General features: G+C 63.6%; 15 protein-coding genes. 1 reads left to right on the top strand and 14 read right to left on the bottom strand.

Annotated features, from left to right (window positions below; all coding sequences use genetic code 11):
• Window positions 1-63 precede the first annotated feature (63 nt).
• From WN73_RS31415 to WN73_RS31360, 12 genes are all read right to left on the bottom strand, one after another.
• Entirely contained in the window at window positions 64-945 is an 882-nt protein-coding gene (locus WN73_RS31415) for a DMT family transporter (RefSeq protein WP_271556124.1), read from the bottom strand.
• Window positions 946-1,073: 128 nt separating this feature from the next.
• Window positions 1,074-1,559 (bottom strand): GNAT family N-acetyltransferase, encoded by a 486-nt coding sequence (locus WN73_RS31410; protein WP_060911374.1) that lies wholly within the window; start codon window positions 1,557-1,559, stop codon window positions 1,074-1,076.
• Between the two features lie 164 nt (window positions 1,560-1,723).
• The gene (locus WN73_RS31405; protein ID WP_202633032.1) at window positions 1,724-2,833 is read right to left on the bottom strand and encodes a D-alanine--D-alanine ligase family protein; all 1,110 of its coding nucleotides are present in this window, start codon (window positions 2,831-2,833) and stop codon (window positions 1,724-1,726) included.
• A gap of 17 nt (window positions 2,834-2,850) precedes the next feature.
• Window positions 2,851-3,507 carry an antibiotic biosynthesis monooxygenase family protein gene (locus WN73_RS31400; protein WP_161535561.1) on the bottom strand — a complete coding sequence of 219 codons (657 nt, stop codon included), beginning with the start codon at window positions 3,505-3,507 and terminating at the stop codon, window positions 2,851-2,853.
• A gap of 745 nt (window positions 3,508-4,252) precedes the next feature.
• Window positions 4,253-4,981 (bottom strand): SDR family NAD(P)-dependent oxidoreductase, encoded by a 729-nt coding sequence (locus WN73_RS31395; protein ID WP_028172016.1) that lies wholly within the window; start codon window positions 4,979-4,981, stop codon window positions 4,253-4,255.
• Between the two features lie 20 nt (window positions 4,982-5,001).
• A complete protein-coding gene (locus WN73_RS31390) occupies window positions 5,002-6,618 on the bottom strand; it encodes an ATP-dependent acyl-CoA ligase (protein ID WP_271556121.1) in 1,617 nt (538 codons plus the stop codon).
• 7 nt (window positions 6,619-6,625) lie between these two features.
• Entirely contained in the window at window positions 6,626-7,102 is a 477-nt protein-coding gene (locus WN73_RS31385; RefSeq protein WP_028172018.1) for an aromatic-ring-hydroxylating dioxygenase subunit beta, read from the bottom strand.
• A complete protein-coding gene (locus WN73_RS31380; protein ID WP_271556119.1) occupies window positions 7,099-8,439 on the bottom strand; it encodes a Rieske 2Fe-2S domain-containing protein in 1,341 nt (446 codons plus the stop codon). Before WN73_RS31380 ends, WN73_RS31385 begins: the two co-directional genes overlap by 4 nt.
• 17 nt (window positions 8,440-8,456) lie before the next feature.
• The gene (locus tag WN73_RS31375) at window positions 8,457-9,407 is read right to left on the bottom strand and encodes a PDR/VanB family oxidoreductase (RefSeq protein ID WP_271556117.1); all 951 of its coding nucleotides are present in this window, start codon (window positions 9,405-9,407) and stop codon (window positions 8,457-8,459) included.
• A gap of 119 nt (window positions 9,408-9,526) precedes the next feature.
• Entirely contained in the window at window positions 9,527-10,144 is a 618-nt protein-coding gene (locus WN73_RS31370; RefSeq protein WP_271556115.1) for a flavin reductase family protein, read from the bottom strand.
• A 7-nt stretch (window positions 10,145-10,151) separates the two neighbouring features.
• Window positions 10,152-11,117 (bottom strand): nitrilase, encoded by a 966-nt coding sequence (locus tag WN73_RS31365; protein ID WP_271556113.1) that lies wholly within the window; start codon window positions 11,115-11,117, stop codon window positions 10,152-10,154.
• Between the two features lie 60 nt (window positions 11,118-11,177).
• Window positions 11,178-12,812, bottom strand: a complete 1,635-nt coding sequence (locus WN73_RS31360; RefSeq protein WP_271556111.1) for an MFS transporter — start codon at window positions 12,810-12,812, stop codon at window positions 11,178-11,180.
• Between the two features lie 173 nt (window positions 12,813-12,985).
• Between WN73_RS31360 and WN73_RS31355 the strand changes: the two genes are divergently transcribed.
• The gene (locus WN73_RS31355; RefSeq protein WP_049832418.1) at window positions 12,986-13,864 is read left to right on the top strand and encodes an IclR family transcriptional regulator; all 879 of its coding nucleotides are present in this window, start codon (window positions 12,986-12,988) and stop codon (window positions 13,862-13,864) included.
• A gap of 56 nt (window positions 13,865-13,920) precedes the next feature.
• Here WN73_RS31355 and WN73_RS31350 read toward each other — a convergent pair whose 3' ends face one another.
• On the bottom strand, window positions 13,921-14,970 hold the full coding sequence (locus tag WN73_RS31350; RefSeq protein ID WP_271556109.1) for a LacI family DNA-binding transcriptional regulator: 1,050 nt from the start codon (window positions 14,968-14,970) through the stop codon (window positions 13,921-13,923).
• Window positions 14,967-15,611 carry a ThuA domain-containing protein gene (locus WN73_RS31345; RefSeq protein ID WP_060911367.1) on the bottom strand — a complete coding sequence of 215 codons (645 nt, stop codon included), beginning with the start codon at window positions 15,609-15,611 and terminating at the stop codon, window positions 14,967-14,969. Before WN73_RS31345 ends, WN73_RS31350 begins: the two co-directional genes overlap by 4 nt.
• Window positions 15,612-15,618: the final 7 nt, after the last annotated feature.

Here is a 15,618-nt window from a genome sequence, read left to right as displayed (position 1 = left end):
GTTTCCCTGATGGATACATCCAGCTTCGTTTTGACACCTTCCTCTCCAGAAAGTGGAGCAGGATCAAGCAGCTCGACGTGATAAATGGACGCCGAGGATGACCAGGCTCAACGCCAACAAGGTCGCCGGGAAAATATCCTCGGACAGGAAAGCTACGGCGATCACGAGGCTCACCAGCGGCTGGCCAAACTGAAGCGGGGCGATCGAGGTGACGCCACCGTGCTCAAGCGCCCAAAACCACACTGCAAAGCCGATCAGCGTGCAGAAGACGGCCAGGAAACCGAGCGCGCCCCAGACGGCGAACGAGAGTTGACCAAGACCGGCAGCCAAGGCCGGAAATGCGGGAAGAGTGATCAACCCAGCGAGAAGAAGCGACCAGCAGGTCGCCGCGAACAGGCCGATCCGCGCTGAGAGCCGTGCGCCTGCGACATAGCCAACGCTGACCGTGACCGTACCGGCAAGAACAAGAAGGTCGCCGAAGAGCGTCGGCGCTGCCACGCTTCCGGCAGGGTTGCGGCCGGGAATGAGAATTGCCACGCCCATGAGCGCCATCGCGCTTCCAAGCCACCAGAGCGGCCTTGGCCAGCAGCGGGAAAGCAGGAAATGGACGGTCGCCGTGAAGATCGGAGCCAAGGCAAGGACGAGGGCGGCGTGCGAGGTGCTGGTGCGTGCAATGCCGACGCCCTGCAGGACGAATGATCCGGCGAACCCGACCAGGGCGCTGATCAGCAGCGCGATCCAACCACCCCGGTCGCTCGGGAGTTCTGGCTTCAATGAGACGGCGATGGGGATGAGAATGGCAGCCGATAGCAACAGCCGCGCCAACCCGATCAACCCAGGTGACAATTCGCGGGCAACGATGGCGGTTGCTGCAGGAGTAGCTCCCCAGATCACGACGGCGACGCCGGCGCCCATGTATGCAAGGCGGGTTTTCGCTGTGGTCATTGCAGAAACCTCGGGGGGCCGGGCTGCAGGCCAAGATGACGATTACCCATTCTCGATCAGCGTTTCTTTGCGTTTGAAATGAGTATGGAGATCCCCCGGCAAGTCGATCATGGGGCTACGTCGCCTGCCTAAACCGCAGTCCACTCCGTTCTGAGGACGGCCATTATCAATTCATCGCGATGGATTCCTCCAAAATAGGCGCTGCCACGTGCGATGCCTTCTGCCTTGAAGCCCACAGCTTCATACGCTCTGCGGGCTCGTTCATTCTCTGGAAAAACGCTTAGCCAAACACGGTGAGCTTCGGTTTCCCGAAAGACGGTGCCAACAACCGCGCGAACAAGCCGCCTCCCTAGCCCCTTGCCAGGGTTCGACACCGCTATCCGTTTCAGACAGGTCACTCTCTCCGGAGCCCCCCAATCCCGGACAATGGCGAATCCAACAGAAGCCGCGCAATCCCTGGCAATGAAATAGGCATAGTGATTGTCATCGATAGCCGCCAGATGCCGCGCCTCGTCCCACCGGCCGACGAGTGTATGGTATCCTTCCGACCGTTCGGTCATCATCACGAATGGCAAATCCGTCTTGAACGCGCGCTCGATCTTAAGGTTCATCATCGGTCCATGCCTTCAAATAGATCGTGCGTCACACCGTCTTCCTCATATTTCCCCTCGGCGCCACTCCCCAGCCGGCAGCACGCGGATGCAGATGTAACGCGTCGCTCTGGTTCCGCGGCGAGATCAGAGGGCTCCTTAGTTGGGTCCTATCCGCCGCATTCTTGTCAACCGAAGCTTAAGGCACGACGTCGCTCGTGGCGCGCAAACGCGTGCGCGATTAGCTTGTCCATGAGGTCGGTTTGAGACAAGCCGCTTGCTTCCCAAAGCTTGGGGTACATGCTGCTCCATGTGAACCCTGGCAACGTGTTCGCCTCGTTGACAAAGACTTCATCGCCTTGAACAAAGAAGTCGACTCTGGCCATACCTTCGCAGCAGAGCACGTTGAAGACCTCAACGGCAAGTTCCTGAAGACGGCGAGCCTGTAGCAGGGGAAGGTCTGCCGGGATGTGCAGAGCGGCGCCATCGGCGTCGATATATTTTGCCTGATACGAATAGAAGCCGTGCTCGCTCGCGGGAACAATCTCGCCGAGCCCAGACGCTCGAATATCACCTGTCGATTCCTCCAGGACAGAACACTCGATCTCCCGCGCTCCGTTCAGAGCTTGCTCGACCAGGATCTTGCGGTCGTAGCGGAACGCGAGAGCACACGACGCTGCGAATTCCTCCTCGGACCGCGCGCGGGAGACGCCGACCGATGATCCCAGATTGGCGGGCTTTACGAACAAATCCGGCGTCCCGAGCGCGGCAACTGCCGCAGCGTATTCGATTCGGGACGAGGCAGTCGTTGTTAGGAACGGCACCACGGGAAGGCCAGCGTCGCGCATCAGCCGCTTGGAAACTTCCTTGTCCATCGCCACGGCAGAACCCGTCACCGACGAACCGACGAACGACACGTCGGCTAATTCCAGTGCTCCCTGCACCGTCCCGTCTTCTCCGTTCGGCCCGTGCAAGATCGGAAATGCAACGTCGATACTCCCCGCGTCACTTCCTGTTGGTCCGTCGCAATGAACGAGGCGGCCTCGCCCGCCCGGCACAAGGCCGATCTCCGGTGCCTCGTCCGAAATTGTGAGCGCTGTAGAACCCGTTCCCGCGCCATTCCCTGAATCGCAGGCAAACCAGCGACCATCTCGCGATATGCCTATGAGATAAACGTCATAGCGATCGCTGTTCAGAGCTCGAAGGATATTGGCAGCGGATGCCCTGGAGACTTCGTGCTCAGCCGAGCGCCCTCCAAACAGCAGCCCGACAGTAATCTTACGTCGCTCTTTCGTCATCTCTCCACCGTATGCTGTCACAAACCAGCATCAGTCGGCTTCGAGCCAAGCTCTTGAACCTGGGTCACGGGCGGATAATATTGAGGCGCCTCCTTTCGATCGAACATGCCGTAGTCGCGAGACACGAGATACAATCGGATCGATGTCACGACGCCTGCCAACAAGAATTCCTCTGCCATTCGAAGCCCGTCTGCAAGCGACGATGCCAGGGCCAGGACGATGTATTCTCGCTCGCGAGAAATGCTCGCCAGAAGGTCACCTTCAACGCCCGCTTGGATGGGCGAGTTGGCGGTGGAAACGATCATGAATCGTTCTGGCCGCAGAACCGGGTCGTTGTAGCTGTTGGTGGTTTCGAATTGACGCGGAGCGCCGGCTTGAGGAGTCCACTCGCAGACGAGCTGGCCGATGCGCAGGCGATAGTCCTCGAAGTGCAGCTTTCTTCCCGCGATTTGCGCGGCATGATGCTTTGCGTGGGTACGCCATCCGGCAAGGCTTGCCTCATCGCGCCAGTGAGAGTGCGAAAGCACGATGCCTGGCCGACCGACGCTTTTGAAGCGGTCAATGAACAGAAGGCCGGGATTCTTGTCCAATTCGGGTCGTAGACCGGCGGCAATATCGAAATAGGCCTGCTCGTGTCCTGGTCGCGGCATAACTTCGAAGAACAATCCAATCATATCCGCTCCACTAGATTGTCGGGTCTGCATGCACCGCGCGGTTGGAGGTGGGACCGCATATCATCACTCTGAGTTCCGTTCTTGATGCGCCAAGAGCGATCCGCCGATGATTAGGCCCATTGCCAGAAACTACGATGGCTCAACGGAGTCATTGAGGCTGATGGCGGCGCTCATGATGCCAACGTCTGGAATCGCAAGTAAACCCTGGGACATTCCGCTCAAATAGCGCGACCAAATTTGCATTTTGCATAAGGTTTCAGGTGGCTCTATGAAAAGGGCCAGTTCTAAAAAATACAGAGAGCCAGAAAGATGCTCTTGCTGGAGGGGACGCTGCTCTTGTCGCCGGGAGTGAGCAGACCTTGTTGCTGCAACTGTCTGGGGGGTGAGGACGCGCATTACGAGCGGACGCCCGACCACCGGCCAACGCCTCCATGTGCCGCGCAGCTTGGCCGCCGATGGCGTCCACGCCCTTCAAGCCGGGGAAACTTACGGCACAACTCTTCGAGGCTGGCGCAATATCGCCCGTTGTCGGGCAAGCTGTTTCACAAATCAAAAGAGCGAGGATTGTTTCTTGGATTTGCGGCATGGAATGAGAGGGAGATCGACCGTGCCACACGGGTTGTCGACCGGATAATCCGTTGACGTGCACAATGCGGGGCCGTCACGCAGCGCGGAGTGTCGGCCGGATAGCTCCCGCTAGATGACCGTCAATCGGCGGCGTCCAATTTTGCCCGCCGAATAGCGCTTACGGCCCCAGGCCCACGAGGCTGGTACCGCCGCAGACATAGAGCACCTGGCCGGTGACGAAATCGGAACGTTCGTCGAGGAAGAAGGTGATGGCGTGCGCCACGTCCTCGCGCGAGCCGAGCCGCCCGACCGGGACGTTGCGCGCCATCCGCGCCTGCTGCTCGGAGCCCTTGGGAATGACGCCCCAGAAATTGTCGGTCAGGATCGGCCCCGGCGCGACCACGTTCACGGTGATGCCGCTCGCGGCGAGCTCCAGCGCCCAGGTCCGCGCCATGCCATGCACGCCGGCCTTGGTCGCCGAATAGGCCGAGCGCGTCGCCGCGCCCATCGCCGCCCGCGAAGAGACGAACACGATGCGCCCGAAGCGACGCGACAGCATCCCTTCCAGCGCCGCCTGGGTCAGCAGCATCGGCGCGCCGAGGTGCAACTGCGCCAGCATCAGAATGTCTTCCGGCTTCGCGTCGGGCAGCAGGTTCGGCAGGATGACGCCCGCATTGTGCACGAGGCAGTCGATGGCGTGATTCCGGCCGATCTCCTGCGCGATCGCGCGCGTCTCCGCGATGTCGGTCAGATCGGCGCGATAGGCCGCGAGCAGATCATGGGTCCAATCAGGCTTCTCCAGCCCGACCGAGACCACGCGCTGCCCCTTCTCGACGAGCTTTCTCGCCAGCGCCTCGCCGATCCCCGAATTGCCGCCGGTGATGAGTGTGGTGCGGATCTCGCTCATGATCGATTCCCTACCCCGCGTCAGACCTGACGCCGCTTGAGGTCGCGGAGGTCGAAGAAGGCGCCATCGCGCATCAACCTTGCGACAAAATCCTTCAGCCCGCCGCGCTGGATCTTCTCGGTCGCGGTCAGCGGCAGGCTGTCGACGAAGCAGATCCAGCCCGGCGCCTTGTAATAGGCCATCTGCTCCAGGCTCCAGCGGACGACGTCCTCGGCGAGCGCGCGGCCGGCGCCGGCCTCCTCGGCGATGATGACGGCGGCAACCTCGTCGCCGCGCACCTGATCGGGCGTCGCCGCAACCGCGGCCTGCCGGATCGCGGGATGGCGGTTGAGGACGGACTCGACCTCGACCGCGGCAATGTTCTCGCCGGACCGGCGGATCACGTTCTTCTTGCGATCGACGAAATGGAGGTCGCCGTCCGCATCGCGCGACACGATATCGCCGGTATGCAGCCAGCCGCCCTCCCACGCCTCGGCGGTGGCCTCCGGGTTCTTCAGATACTCCCGGAAGAAGCCGTAGCGCGGGTCGGCGCCAGCCCGCCGCACCAGGAGCTCGCCCGGCGTCCCAATTGGGGCGTCATTGCCGCCGTCGTCGACGATACGAACGTCAACTTCGGGTGCGGGTCGCCCGAAGCAGCTGGTGCCGATCTTGCGCGGCTCGACGTTGGCGGCGATGACGCCGCCGCTGCCCGTCTCGGTCATCGCCCAGGCCTCCAGCAGCGGAAAGCCGAAGCGGTCCTCGAACGGCGCGTGCAGCAGCTTGTCGACGCCGGCACCGAAGCCGAAGCGAACGGTGTGCGCGCGGTCCTGCTCCGACGGCGGCGCGCTCATCAGCATCGAGGGCATGACGCCGAGATAATGCAGGCAGGTCGCGCGGCTGTCGCGCACGGAAGCCCACCAACTGCGCGGATGGAAGCGATCGAGCATGGTCAGGCTGCCGCCGACCGACAGCATCGCCATCAGCGACACCGCCATCGCGTTCATGTGGAACAGCGGCAGCGGCGTGATCATGCGCTCGCCGTCGGGCTTGAGCGCGATCAGCCCGCCGACGTCGCGATACCAGTTTCCGGAATGCAGGAAATAGGCGTTGGTGAGCACGCAGCCCTTGGGCTGACCTGTCGTCCCCGACGTATAGAGCAGCGCGCATTCGGTCGCGCCGTCACCCGTGCTCGCCGGCCGCACGCCGCCGAATGGCGCGGGCACGTCGTCCTCGCTGGTCACGACGGGGATCGGCCGACCGGCCTGGCGCGCCGCCGTCTCGACCTCGTCGCGCCGCTCGGCAAGCACGAACGCCGCGTTCATCTCGGAATGCGCGATGATGTATTCGAGCTCGCTCAGTCGCAAATCCGGATTGATCGGCACCACGGAGACGCCGAGCGCGTTGAGCGCGAACCACAGCTCGACGAACACCGGCCTGTTCTGGAGCAGCAGCCCGACCCTGTGGCCTTCGCCGTAGCCGCGGCCCGCGAACGCGGCGCGCCAGCGCTCGACCCGTTCGAGCATGGCGCGATAGGTGATCTCGCCCGCCGCGATGCCGTAGATGCCTGATGTCTCCGGCAGCACGTTGAGGAAGCCCGCCTCGCCGCGGCGAAGCGCGGTCTCGCGAAAGCGGGCGTAGACTGTGGTCGCAGCGGTCAAATTCGTCTCACATGAAGAGCTGGATGTTGCCGAACGGCGCGTCGAAATTGACGAGATCGACGCGCTTGAGCTTGATCTTCAGGGCATCGCCGACCTGGACGAGATCGTGCGAGGCCCATCCCGAATAGCGCTCCAGCATGTCGCCGCGCGTCTCGGTGTAGATGTAGGACGTCCGCGCCTTGAACACGCCGGCAGCCGTGTCGCACGCCACGATCTGCGGCGCCTGCAAAAGATGATGGCAACGGCTCTTCGGCTTCTGGCTGAAGGTGCGCTCGCCGGCCAGACGCTCGACCCGCACCTTCAGGAGCAGCAGGTCCTCATACATCAGCGACGGCTGAAGCACCGGATCCTGCTGCTGCCATTCGAGCGGCATCCAGTAGCGCCCCTCGGGGTGAAACAGATCGAGCCAGGCCTGCCACTGCATCGTGTCGAGCAGCTCGGCCTCGCGATAGATGAAGTCCGTGATCGTCTTCTCGGTGATCATTCGGCGGCCTCGACACGCTTGTCCATATCCATGGTCATGAATTTCGCCCAGGCGTGGAACTGGTTGCGCATCTGCCGCTCGGAGGTGCCGTTGATCACCGCCGTGACGTCCTGCTCTTCATGGCTCTCGTAGAGCCGCCGCAGATTGACCCATTGATTGCCGTTGGATTTCAGGCCTTCCTGCGCCCGCTCGTACATTTCGAGGTCGTCGTGGCCGACGATCGAGGTCGGCGCGTTGATGAAGCGGTTGTACATCAGCGCCCGCTCGTAGAGCTTGTCGGGCGCGCCGACCAGGCGATAGACCCAGCTCTCGACCAGGGTCTTGTCGACCGCGATCGGGATGAAGTTGCGCAGGATCTGGACGGCACCCTTGACCATGATGTTGGGGAAATAGACGGTGTTGTGCCTGACCTCGCCGAGGATCTCGTGCGCCCGCTTCTCGCCGTAGGCCGCGACCATCTGGTCGAGATAGCCCGGGACATCCGAGTAGTTCGAATGGATGGAGTTGGCGACGCCGGTATGGCCGTGGCCGTTCGGCCAGATCCGGATGCCGCTCTGCTCGTAGAACTCGTACGGGCTCATGAAGGGACCGTAGAGCTGCACCGCCATCGGCGTTTCCGTGGAATCGCCCTGCTCGCGCTTCCAGACCTTGACCGCAGTGCCGGCCGAGCTCTCATGCGCCACCATCGGATGGCAGGTGTCGGTCTGGTTCTCGACCAGCATCTTCCAGTTGCAGGTGTGCATGTAGCGGATCGGCGTCGCCATGACGGCGAGCTTGCCCTCCGGCGAGCGGTCGACCATGTTGTCGATGGTCGAAAGGCTCTCGCCGAAATAGTCCTCGAAGGAGACGCCGCTGTCGCTGAGCCGCGCGAAGATGAAGTCGCGATGGATCACGACGTTCTTGACCCTGGACAGCCCCTCATTCGCCTGGGTGTCGCCGAAGCCGGTGCCCTCATAGCCCTTCTTCAGTGGGATCGCGAGCAGCGAGCCGTCGGTCTTGAAGGACCAGGCGTGATAGGGGCAGCGGAAGAACTTTCCGGTGTTGCCGCAGGGCTCGGAGGCGATCTTCACGCCCTTGTGCGGACAGCGATTGTAGAACACATGGATGGAGCCGTCGGTATGGCGGCTCGCCAGCACCGGCTGGCGGCCGATCGTGGCGGTGATGAAATCGCCAGGCTTCGCCAACTGGCTGGCATGCCCGACATAGACCCAGCTGTTCGGGAACAGATGCTCCATCTCGAGCTCGAAGATCTCGGGGTCGACATAGACGTCGCGATGAACCTCGGCCTCGCGCACCAGCGCGGCAATCGCGTGGGCATCCCTTCCGTATTTCGCCATGGCGTCCCTCGCCTCCCTCACAAATCCAGCACCAGACGTTCCGACTTCGCGCGCGACACGCAGATCTGCATGACCTTGTTGGAGGCCTTCTCGTCGTCGCTGAGGATGACGTCGCGATGGTCGGGCACCCCTTCGACCACGCCGCACTGGCAGATGCCGCAATCGCCGCGCTGGCAATCGTAGAGCACGTCGAGCCCCGCCGCCTCCAGCGCCTGGATAATGGTTTGGCCGGCTGCGACGCCGACGACCTGTCCGGTCGATCTGATCTCGACCTCGAACGGCAGGTCGGGTGAAGACGGCTGCTCCGCCTTGAAGAGCTCGTAGTGAATGCGGTCCGCGGCGACGCCCTCGGCAAGCGCGGCCGCCTTCACCGCGTCTATCATCCCCGCCGGACCGCAGACGTAGATGTGGGCGTTCGCGGCTGCTCCTCCGAGCGCCGCGGCAAGATCCAGACGGGACTCGTCGCTGTCGTAGTGAACGGACAGACCTTTGGCGCAAATGTCCCGCAGATGCGGCAGGAACGCCAGAAGTCCTTGCGTGCGGCCGGCGTAGTGCAGGCGAAACGGATTTGCGCGGGCGGTGAGCTCTGCCGCCATCGACAGGATCGGCGTGACACCGATGCCGCCGGCAAACAGCAGCGCAGGCGCCGGCCCCTCGTGCAGATGAAAATTGTTCACCGGCGCGCTTGCCTTGACGACATCGCCGATCTTCAGCGCATGCATGAACTGCGAGCCGCCGGTCGAGGCCTCCTCGCGCAGCACCCCGAGCGCCAGCGCATCCTCGGCAAGACCCGGCAGGGCCATCAGCGAGTACGGCCGGTCGCCTCCGTTCGGGAGCGCCACGCGGATGTGTGCGCCTGCCTGCCATGGCGGCACGGGGCCGTCCTCCACGCCAAGCACAAGGCTCCGTACGAACGGTGTCTCCGCGGCATACGACCTGACCCTGAGCTTGAGCGGATGCGCGTCCATTCAGGCATCTCACGAATTATATGAATTTGCATATTTTTAGACATGTAATAATTGGATGTCAATCGGCCGCAAGGGGGCGCCATGGGCGGGCATGGCCGGAGGCCCCGGCGCCGGCCGCCCTATTCGATCGGCGCGGGCCGCACCAGCTGGAAGAGATCGCGAGGCCTCGCGTACCAGCCCGACCCGTGCATGCGGGCGATGAGGTCGAGGCCGACCGTATCGATATAGCCTCTCTGTGCATCGATCACGAACTGCTCGGCCACATGAGCACAGACGATCTCGCCGATCACCGCGATCTGCCGGGGCCCGGTCTCGTGAACCGAGAGGGAGCGACATTCGAACGCCACCGGGCACCCCTCGATGAGCGGAGGCGCAACCATCTGCGAAGGACATGTTTGAAGTCCCGCGATCTCCATCTCGTCGACACCGGCCGGAGCATCGACGGCCGTCGCGTTCATGGCTTCAGCCATCTGGTGCGACACCAGGTGAGCGACGAACTCGCCCGTTTCGACGATATTCTGCGCCGTGTCTTTCAAGCCCTTGTTCGGATGACGCAGCAGGCCGAGCACGACCGTCGGCGGTTCATGCCCGAGGACGTTGAAGAAGCTGAAGGGCGCGGCATTGGCGGCGCCGTCCCGGGAACGGGTCGTCACCCACGCGATGGGGCGCGGCGTAACGGTCGCGGTGAGAATCTTATAGCGGATATCCGCCGGAAGCTGGCCCATGTCGAAGAGCATCGGTCCCTCAATTGCGCGCGCGAACGGCGCTGACGGTTGATACTGCCCGCTTCGGTCGATCGTCGACGACGAGCTGGAAAACGTCCGGACGGGAATAGTGCCCCGCGGCGTCGAAATCAAACTTGCCGCGCGTCACCTCATCGAGCGCAATGTCGGCATACAGGATGGTCTCCCCCTCGAAGCATGGGCCCGCCAGCACCTTGCCGAGCGGATTGACGATGGCGCTGCCGCCGCGCATGAGCACGGTCTCGGGATCGGCACCCAGCGCGCACTCGTAGTCCGCCGGGAAGGCGCCGCGCTTGAGATGCTGACAGGCCGTCAGGACGAAGCAGCGTCCCTCCAGGGCGATATGCTGCATGGTCGGAAGCCAGGTATCGCGATCATCCGCGGTTGGAGCGCAGTAGACGCTGATGCCCTGGCTGTACATGTGCATCCGCAGCATCGGCATGTAGTTTTCCCAGCAGATCACGGCGCCGATATTGCCAAGCGAGGTCTCGAACACCGGCATGGTCGAGCCGTCGCCGAACCCCCAGATCAGCCGCTCGCCCGCGGTCGGCATCAGCTTGCGGTGCTTGCCGACGAGCCCGCGCGCCCCGTCGAAGAACAGGGCCGTGCAGTAGAGCGTGCCCTGCTCTCGCTCGATGCAGCCGATGACCGTAAAGGCACCGGTTGCGGCCGCCGCCGCAGCGATCGTCTCGACCTCCACGCCATCGAGATCGATGGCCGCCTCCCAATACGAACGGAACGCCTCGCGTCCTTCGGGCTTGCGCATGCCGACGGGAGCGCCGAACGAATTTCCCTTGGGATAGCCGCCAATGAAGGCTTCGGGGAAAACGACCAGCCTGGCGCCGGCACCAGCGGCCTTCTCGATCAGGGCTGCAGCCTTTTGCGCCGACACCAGCGAGCTTGTCGGATCTGACGCGGCCTGAACGACGGCCGCCTTGTAGGTGTTCGGTCGGTTGCTATCCATCATGTCATCCCGGGCACGGAAACGGAGAGCGGGCCGCTGCTGCGGCCCGCCGGCATGTCATACTCAGTGATCCGTCTCGATTTGCGGCCTGTTCGGCAGCATGATCGATCCGATCACGGCGACGACCGTGCAAATGACGACCGGATACCAGAGCCCCGCAAACACGTCGCCGACCGCGAGCGAAAGATAGGTTGCAAAGAACGGCAGGAAGCCACCGAAGATGCCGGCGCCGATGTGGTAGGGAAACGAAAGCGCCGTGTATCGGATGTTGGCCGGGAACACCTCGACCAGGAACGACGCCACCGGCCCATAGACCATCGCGACGATGACGGTCATGACGACCAGCAGAAAGACGATGTAGGCCGACGACACCTTCGCGGGATCCGCCTTGGCGGGGTAACCCGCCTCGGACAGGGCCTTGCGATAAGCCGCCGCATCGTATCCGGCAATCGTCTTGCCGTTGACCGTCATGGCTACGGCCTGGCCATCGACCGGGGCGGCATAGCTGAAGTTGATGCCGCTTCCGATCAACAGCTTCTTGGCCTGGACGCAAGGCTTGCCGTGATCGCCATGCGAGCTCAGCAATGCGGCCGCAAGGCCGAACCGGCATGCTTCGCTGGTGGTGTCGGCGTGCACCGTCACCGGCGCGCTACGCGTCGCGGCCACGAGCTGCGGATTTGCTGCCTCCAGCAGCGACGAAAACATCGGCCGGTAGCACAGCGCCGAAAGTACGAGACCCGTCATCATCAGCCATTTGCGTCCGACCCGATCGGACAGCCAGCCGAAGAACACGAAAGCCGGCGCACCGATGACGAGGCCGATGGCCATCAGGGTATAGGATGTCTGCAGGTCGATCCTTGCGATCTGCTGCATGAAGATCATCACGTAGAACTGGCCGGTGAAGTAGGTGGACCCCATGCCCGCGGTTACACCGAACAGCGCGATCAACACCAGGCGAAGGCTGGACCACCGGGCAAAGGTGTCTCTGACCGGGCTCCTGGACAGGCGACGCTCTGCCTTGAGACGCGTGAAGACGGGCGATTCATGCAGCTTCGCTCGGACGTAGATCGAGAACGCCAGCATCGCGATCGAGATGATGAAGGGAGCGCGCCATCCCCAGGCCTTGAAATCGGCCTCGCTCATGACGCTCTGCGTGCCGATGATGACCGCGATGGAGAGCGCCAGCCCGACCGACGATGTGATCTGGATCCAGCCGGTCAGAAGCCCGCGCCGGTCCGGACGCGAATGCTCCGCAACGTAGATGACGGCACCGCCATACTCGCCGCCGACCGCGAGGCCCTGGATCAATCGCAGCATGACCAGCGAGATCCATGCAGCATGACCCACGCTGGCATAGGTGGGCAGGAAGCCGATCAAGGCCGTGCCGCCGCCCATCATCACGATGGTGATGAGGAAGGTATATTTTCGACCGACCAGATCGCCGATGCGGCCGAAGACCACTGCGCCGATCGGCCGGATCACGAAGCCTGCCGCAAGAGCACCGAGCGACGCAAGCACGGCGGCGGTCGGGTTGTCCGGCGGAAACAATACCGAACTCATGAACACGGCCAGCGAGCCGTAGATGAAGAAGTCGTACCACTCGAACACGGTGCCGAGGGTCGAGGCGAGAACGACCTGCCGCTCCTCGCTGCGCGTCAGATTCTGGTCGGCGGGTACCGCCGTCGCTCGTGCATCCATCGTCATTCCCCTGTTTGCGCCCGCGGCCAAACCCAGCCCCGCTTCAGGCAATTTTATTTAGTCATATACATATGATCTCGTCAAATACAGCAAGCTTGAATATCCGGCGCGACGCGCCCAATAATGCGCCAGCACGACACCCGCCATAACGCCCTGATCTATAAGGATTTTCAGTGAAGAAGCCGCGCCGCCCCCGTCCGCCGGATCCGGCGCCCGCATCCGCACGAGGAGCCAAACCCGGCAAGATCACCAAGGCGGAACGGCCCGGACGGCGCGGCATTCAGTCGATCGAGATCGGCTTCAAGATCCTCGACTACCTCAGGACCGAAATGCGGCCCGTGCCGCTGAAGATGATCGCCGCCAACACCGGAATGTCCGCGGCCAACGTCCACTATTATCTCGTGAGCTTTCAGGCGGTGGGCATCGTCCGACAGGAGAGCGACACCGGCTGCTATGCCCTCGGCCCCTACGCATTGAAGCTCGGCATGGCGGCCATCGAGCAATTCGACGTCTTCGCCGTCGCGCGGCCGGCCATGACCGAACTCGCAACGACGATCGGCCACACCGTATTTCTCGGCGTGTGGGGCAATCGCGGACCGACCATCATCTATCGCGTCGAGGGCGGAGCCAGCCGGCCCATCATCGAACTGCGCGTCGGAAGCGTCCTGAGCCTGCTGCGGTCCGCGCTGGGGCGAAACTTTCTTGCACATTTGCCGCGCTCGCTGACGGGCGAGATGCTGGATCAGGAGCTCAAGGAGGAACGCTCGCGCGAGACGCGGGTCGATGACGCGCCAACCACCAAGGCCGAGGTGGAGGAGATGATGGACACGATCCGGCGCGACGGCATCAGCCGTTGTCGTGACGCGCTGCTGCCGAACTTCACCTCCCTATCCGCGCCGATCTTCGACCAGGGCGGGTTCATGATCGCGGCCATCACGATGATGGGACCCATCGGTATTCTCGACGATGACCTGAAAGGTCCGACAGCGACGGCCCTGAGCGCCCACGCGCGCGCCCTCTCCGCGACCGCCGGCTGGCAAGGCGGAGGCTGAACCGCCGCCGGCGGCTCGATCGGGCGAGAGCAGCGGCCGCGCATCAGAGCTCGCAGTTACGGCAGATTGTCCCGCAGAAAAATGTCGATGCGGATGCGTTCCTGGTCGGGGCTGATGGGCTCACCCGAGCAATGCGCGAGCAGGACGCGCGCCGCGGACCGCGCCTCGTGGCCGGGGTCCTGGTTGATGATGGCGTCGAGCGTGCCGCGGACCAGGAAGCGCCGCGTGTGCTGGGTCAGCTCATGGGTGATCCAGACCACCTCGCGCGCGCGGCCCGAGGCCTCGAGCGCATCGGCGATGCCACGGTTCCCGGCGCCGCAGCAATAGATGCCGCGGAGATCGGCATGGCGCGCCAGCAGCGCGGCCGTGAGCTTCCGCGTTCGGTCGCTGTCGTCGCGGCCCTCGATGACCGGGAGCGCGCGCAAATCCGGATACTCGCTGGACAGGATCTGGTGGAAGCCGAACTGCCGCTCGGTGTGATCGCGCAGCGACAACGATCCCGCGATCACCGCGACCGTCCCCTCGTTGCCGGCGAGGAAGCGTCCCATCAGCGTGGCAGCGGTCCGCCCCGCGGCCGGGTTGTCGATACCGACATAGTGCAGGCGGCGCGAGCTCGGCGCGTCCGACACCAGGGTCACCACGGCGACCCCGCGGCCCACGAGTTCGTCGATCGCGGCGCGTACCCTCGGATGGTCGAGCGCGATGACGGCGACGCCTTGATAGGCCGGCGACAGGTTTTCCAGCGCGCTGGCCAGCACGTCCGGATCGAACACGTCGACATGGAGAATATCGATGAAGCCGCGCTGGCCGGCGAGCCAGTCCGCGGTGCGCTGGACCTGCTCGGTCAGGTTGGTCATGAAGCTGTTGCTGCCGGTCGGCAGCACGAACGCGAAGCGGAACGTCTGGCCGCGGGCAAGCCGCGCGGCCGCGACGTCGGCACGATAGCCGAGCTTGGCGACCGCGGCCTCGACGCGCGCAACCGTCTTGGCGCGCACGCCCTCGCGCCGGTTGACGACGCGGTCGACGGTGGCGAGCGAAACGCCCGCCGCGCGCGCGACATCCTCGAGCGTCGCGCGAAGCACCGGCTGCGCCGCGCCGGCTGTCATTCGCGCGCCGCCCACAGCATGCCGCGGATCATCAACGTCCGGATCTCAGGGACGTCGAGCTCGTAGGCGCGGTGGCCGAGCGAGGAGTAGAATACCCTGCCCGCGCCGTAGCGCTTCTTCCACACCACCGGCATGACCACGCCCTCGATCCAGGGCGCGTGCTCGCCGGTGAAGGTCGTCGTCGCCAACACCTCGTTGGCGGGGTCGACATGCATGTAATACTGCTCTGAACGATGCTCGAAACTCTTCAGGCCCTTCATGATGGGGTCGTCCGGCTTCGTCAAGTCGACCTTGTAGTCGATGATGTTGCCGGGATGCGCGACCCACTGCCCGCCACACAGGAACTGGTAGTCGACGGAATCGCGGAACGCGTCGCACATGCCACCATGATGGCCGGCGAGCCCGACGCCGCTGCGCACCGCCGCGCAGAGATTGAGCGCTTCCGCCTTCTCGATCTTCGACATGGTGTAGATCGGGATGATCAACGACAGATCGTGAATCGCGGGATCGGCGAACGCCGCCGTCGTGGTTTCGATCCGCACCTCGAAGCCTTCCGCCTTCAGCCAGCCGCGGATCATCGAGGCACAGAGATCCGGATCGTGTCCCGGCCAGCCGCCCCAAACAATCATTGCCTTGCGCATGTTTCTG

It is taken from the genome of Bradyrhizobium sp. CCBAU 45394, assembly GCF_028128655.1.
GTDB classification, from domain to species: domain Bacteria; phylum Pseudomonadota; class Alphaproteobacteria; order Rhizobiales; family Xanthobacteraceae; genus Bradyrhizobium; species Bradyrhizobium diazoefficiens.
This window is presented reverse-complemented; position numbering and strand designations above follow the sequence as displayed.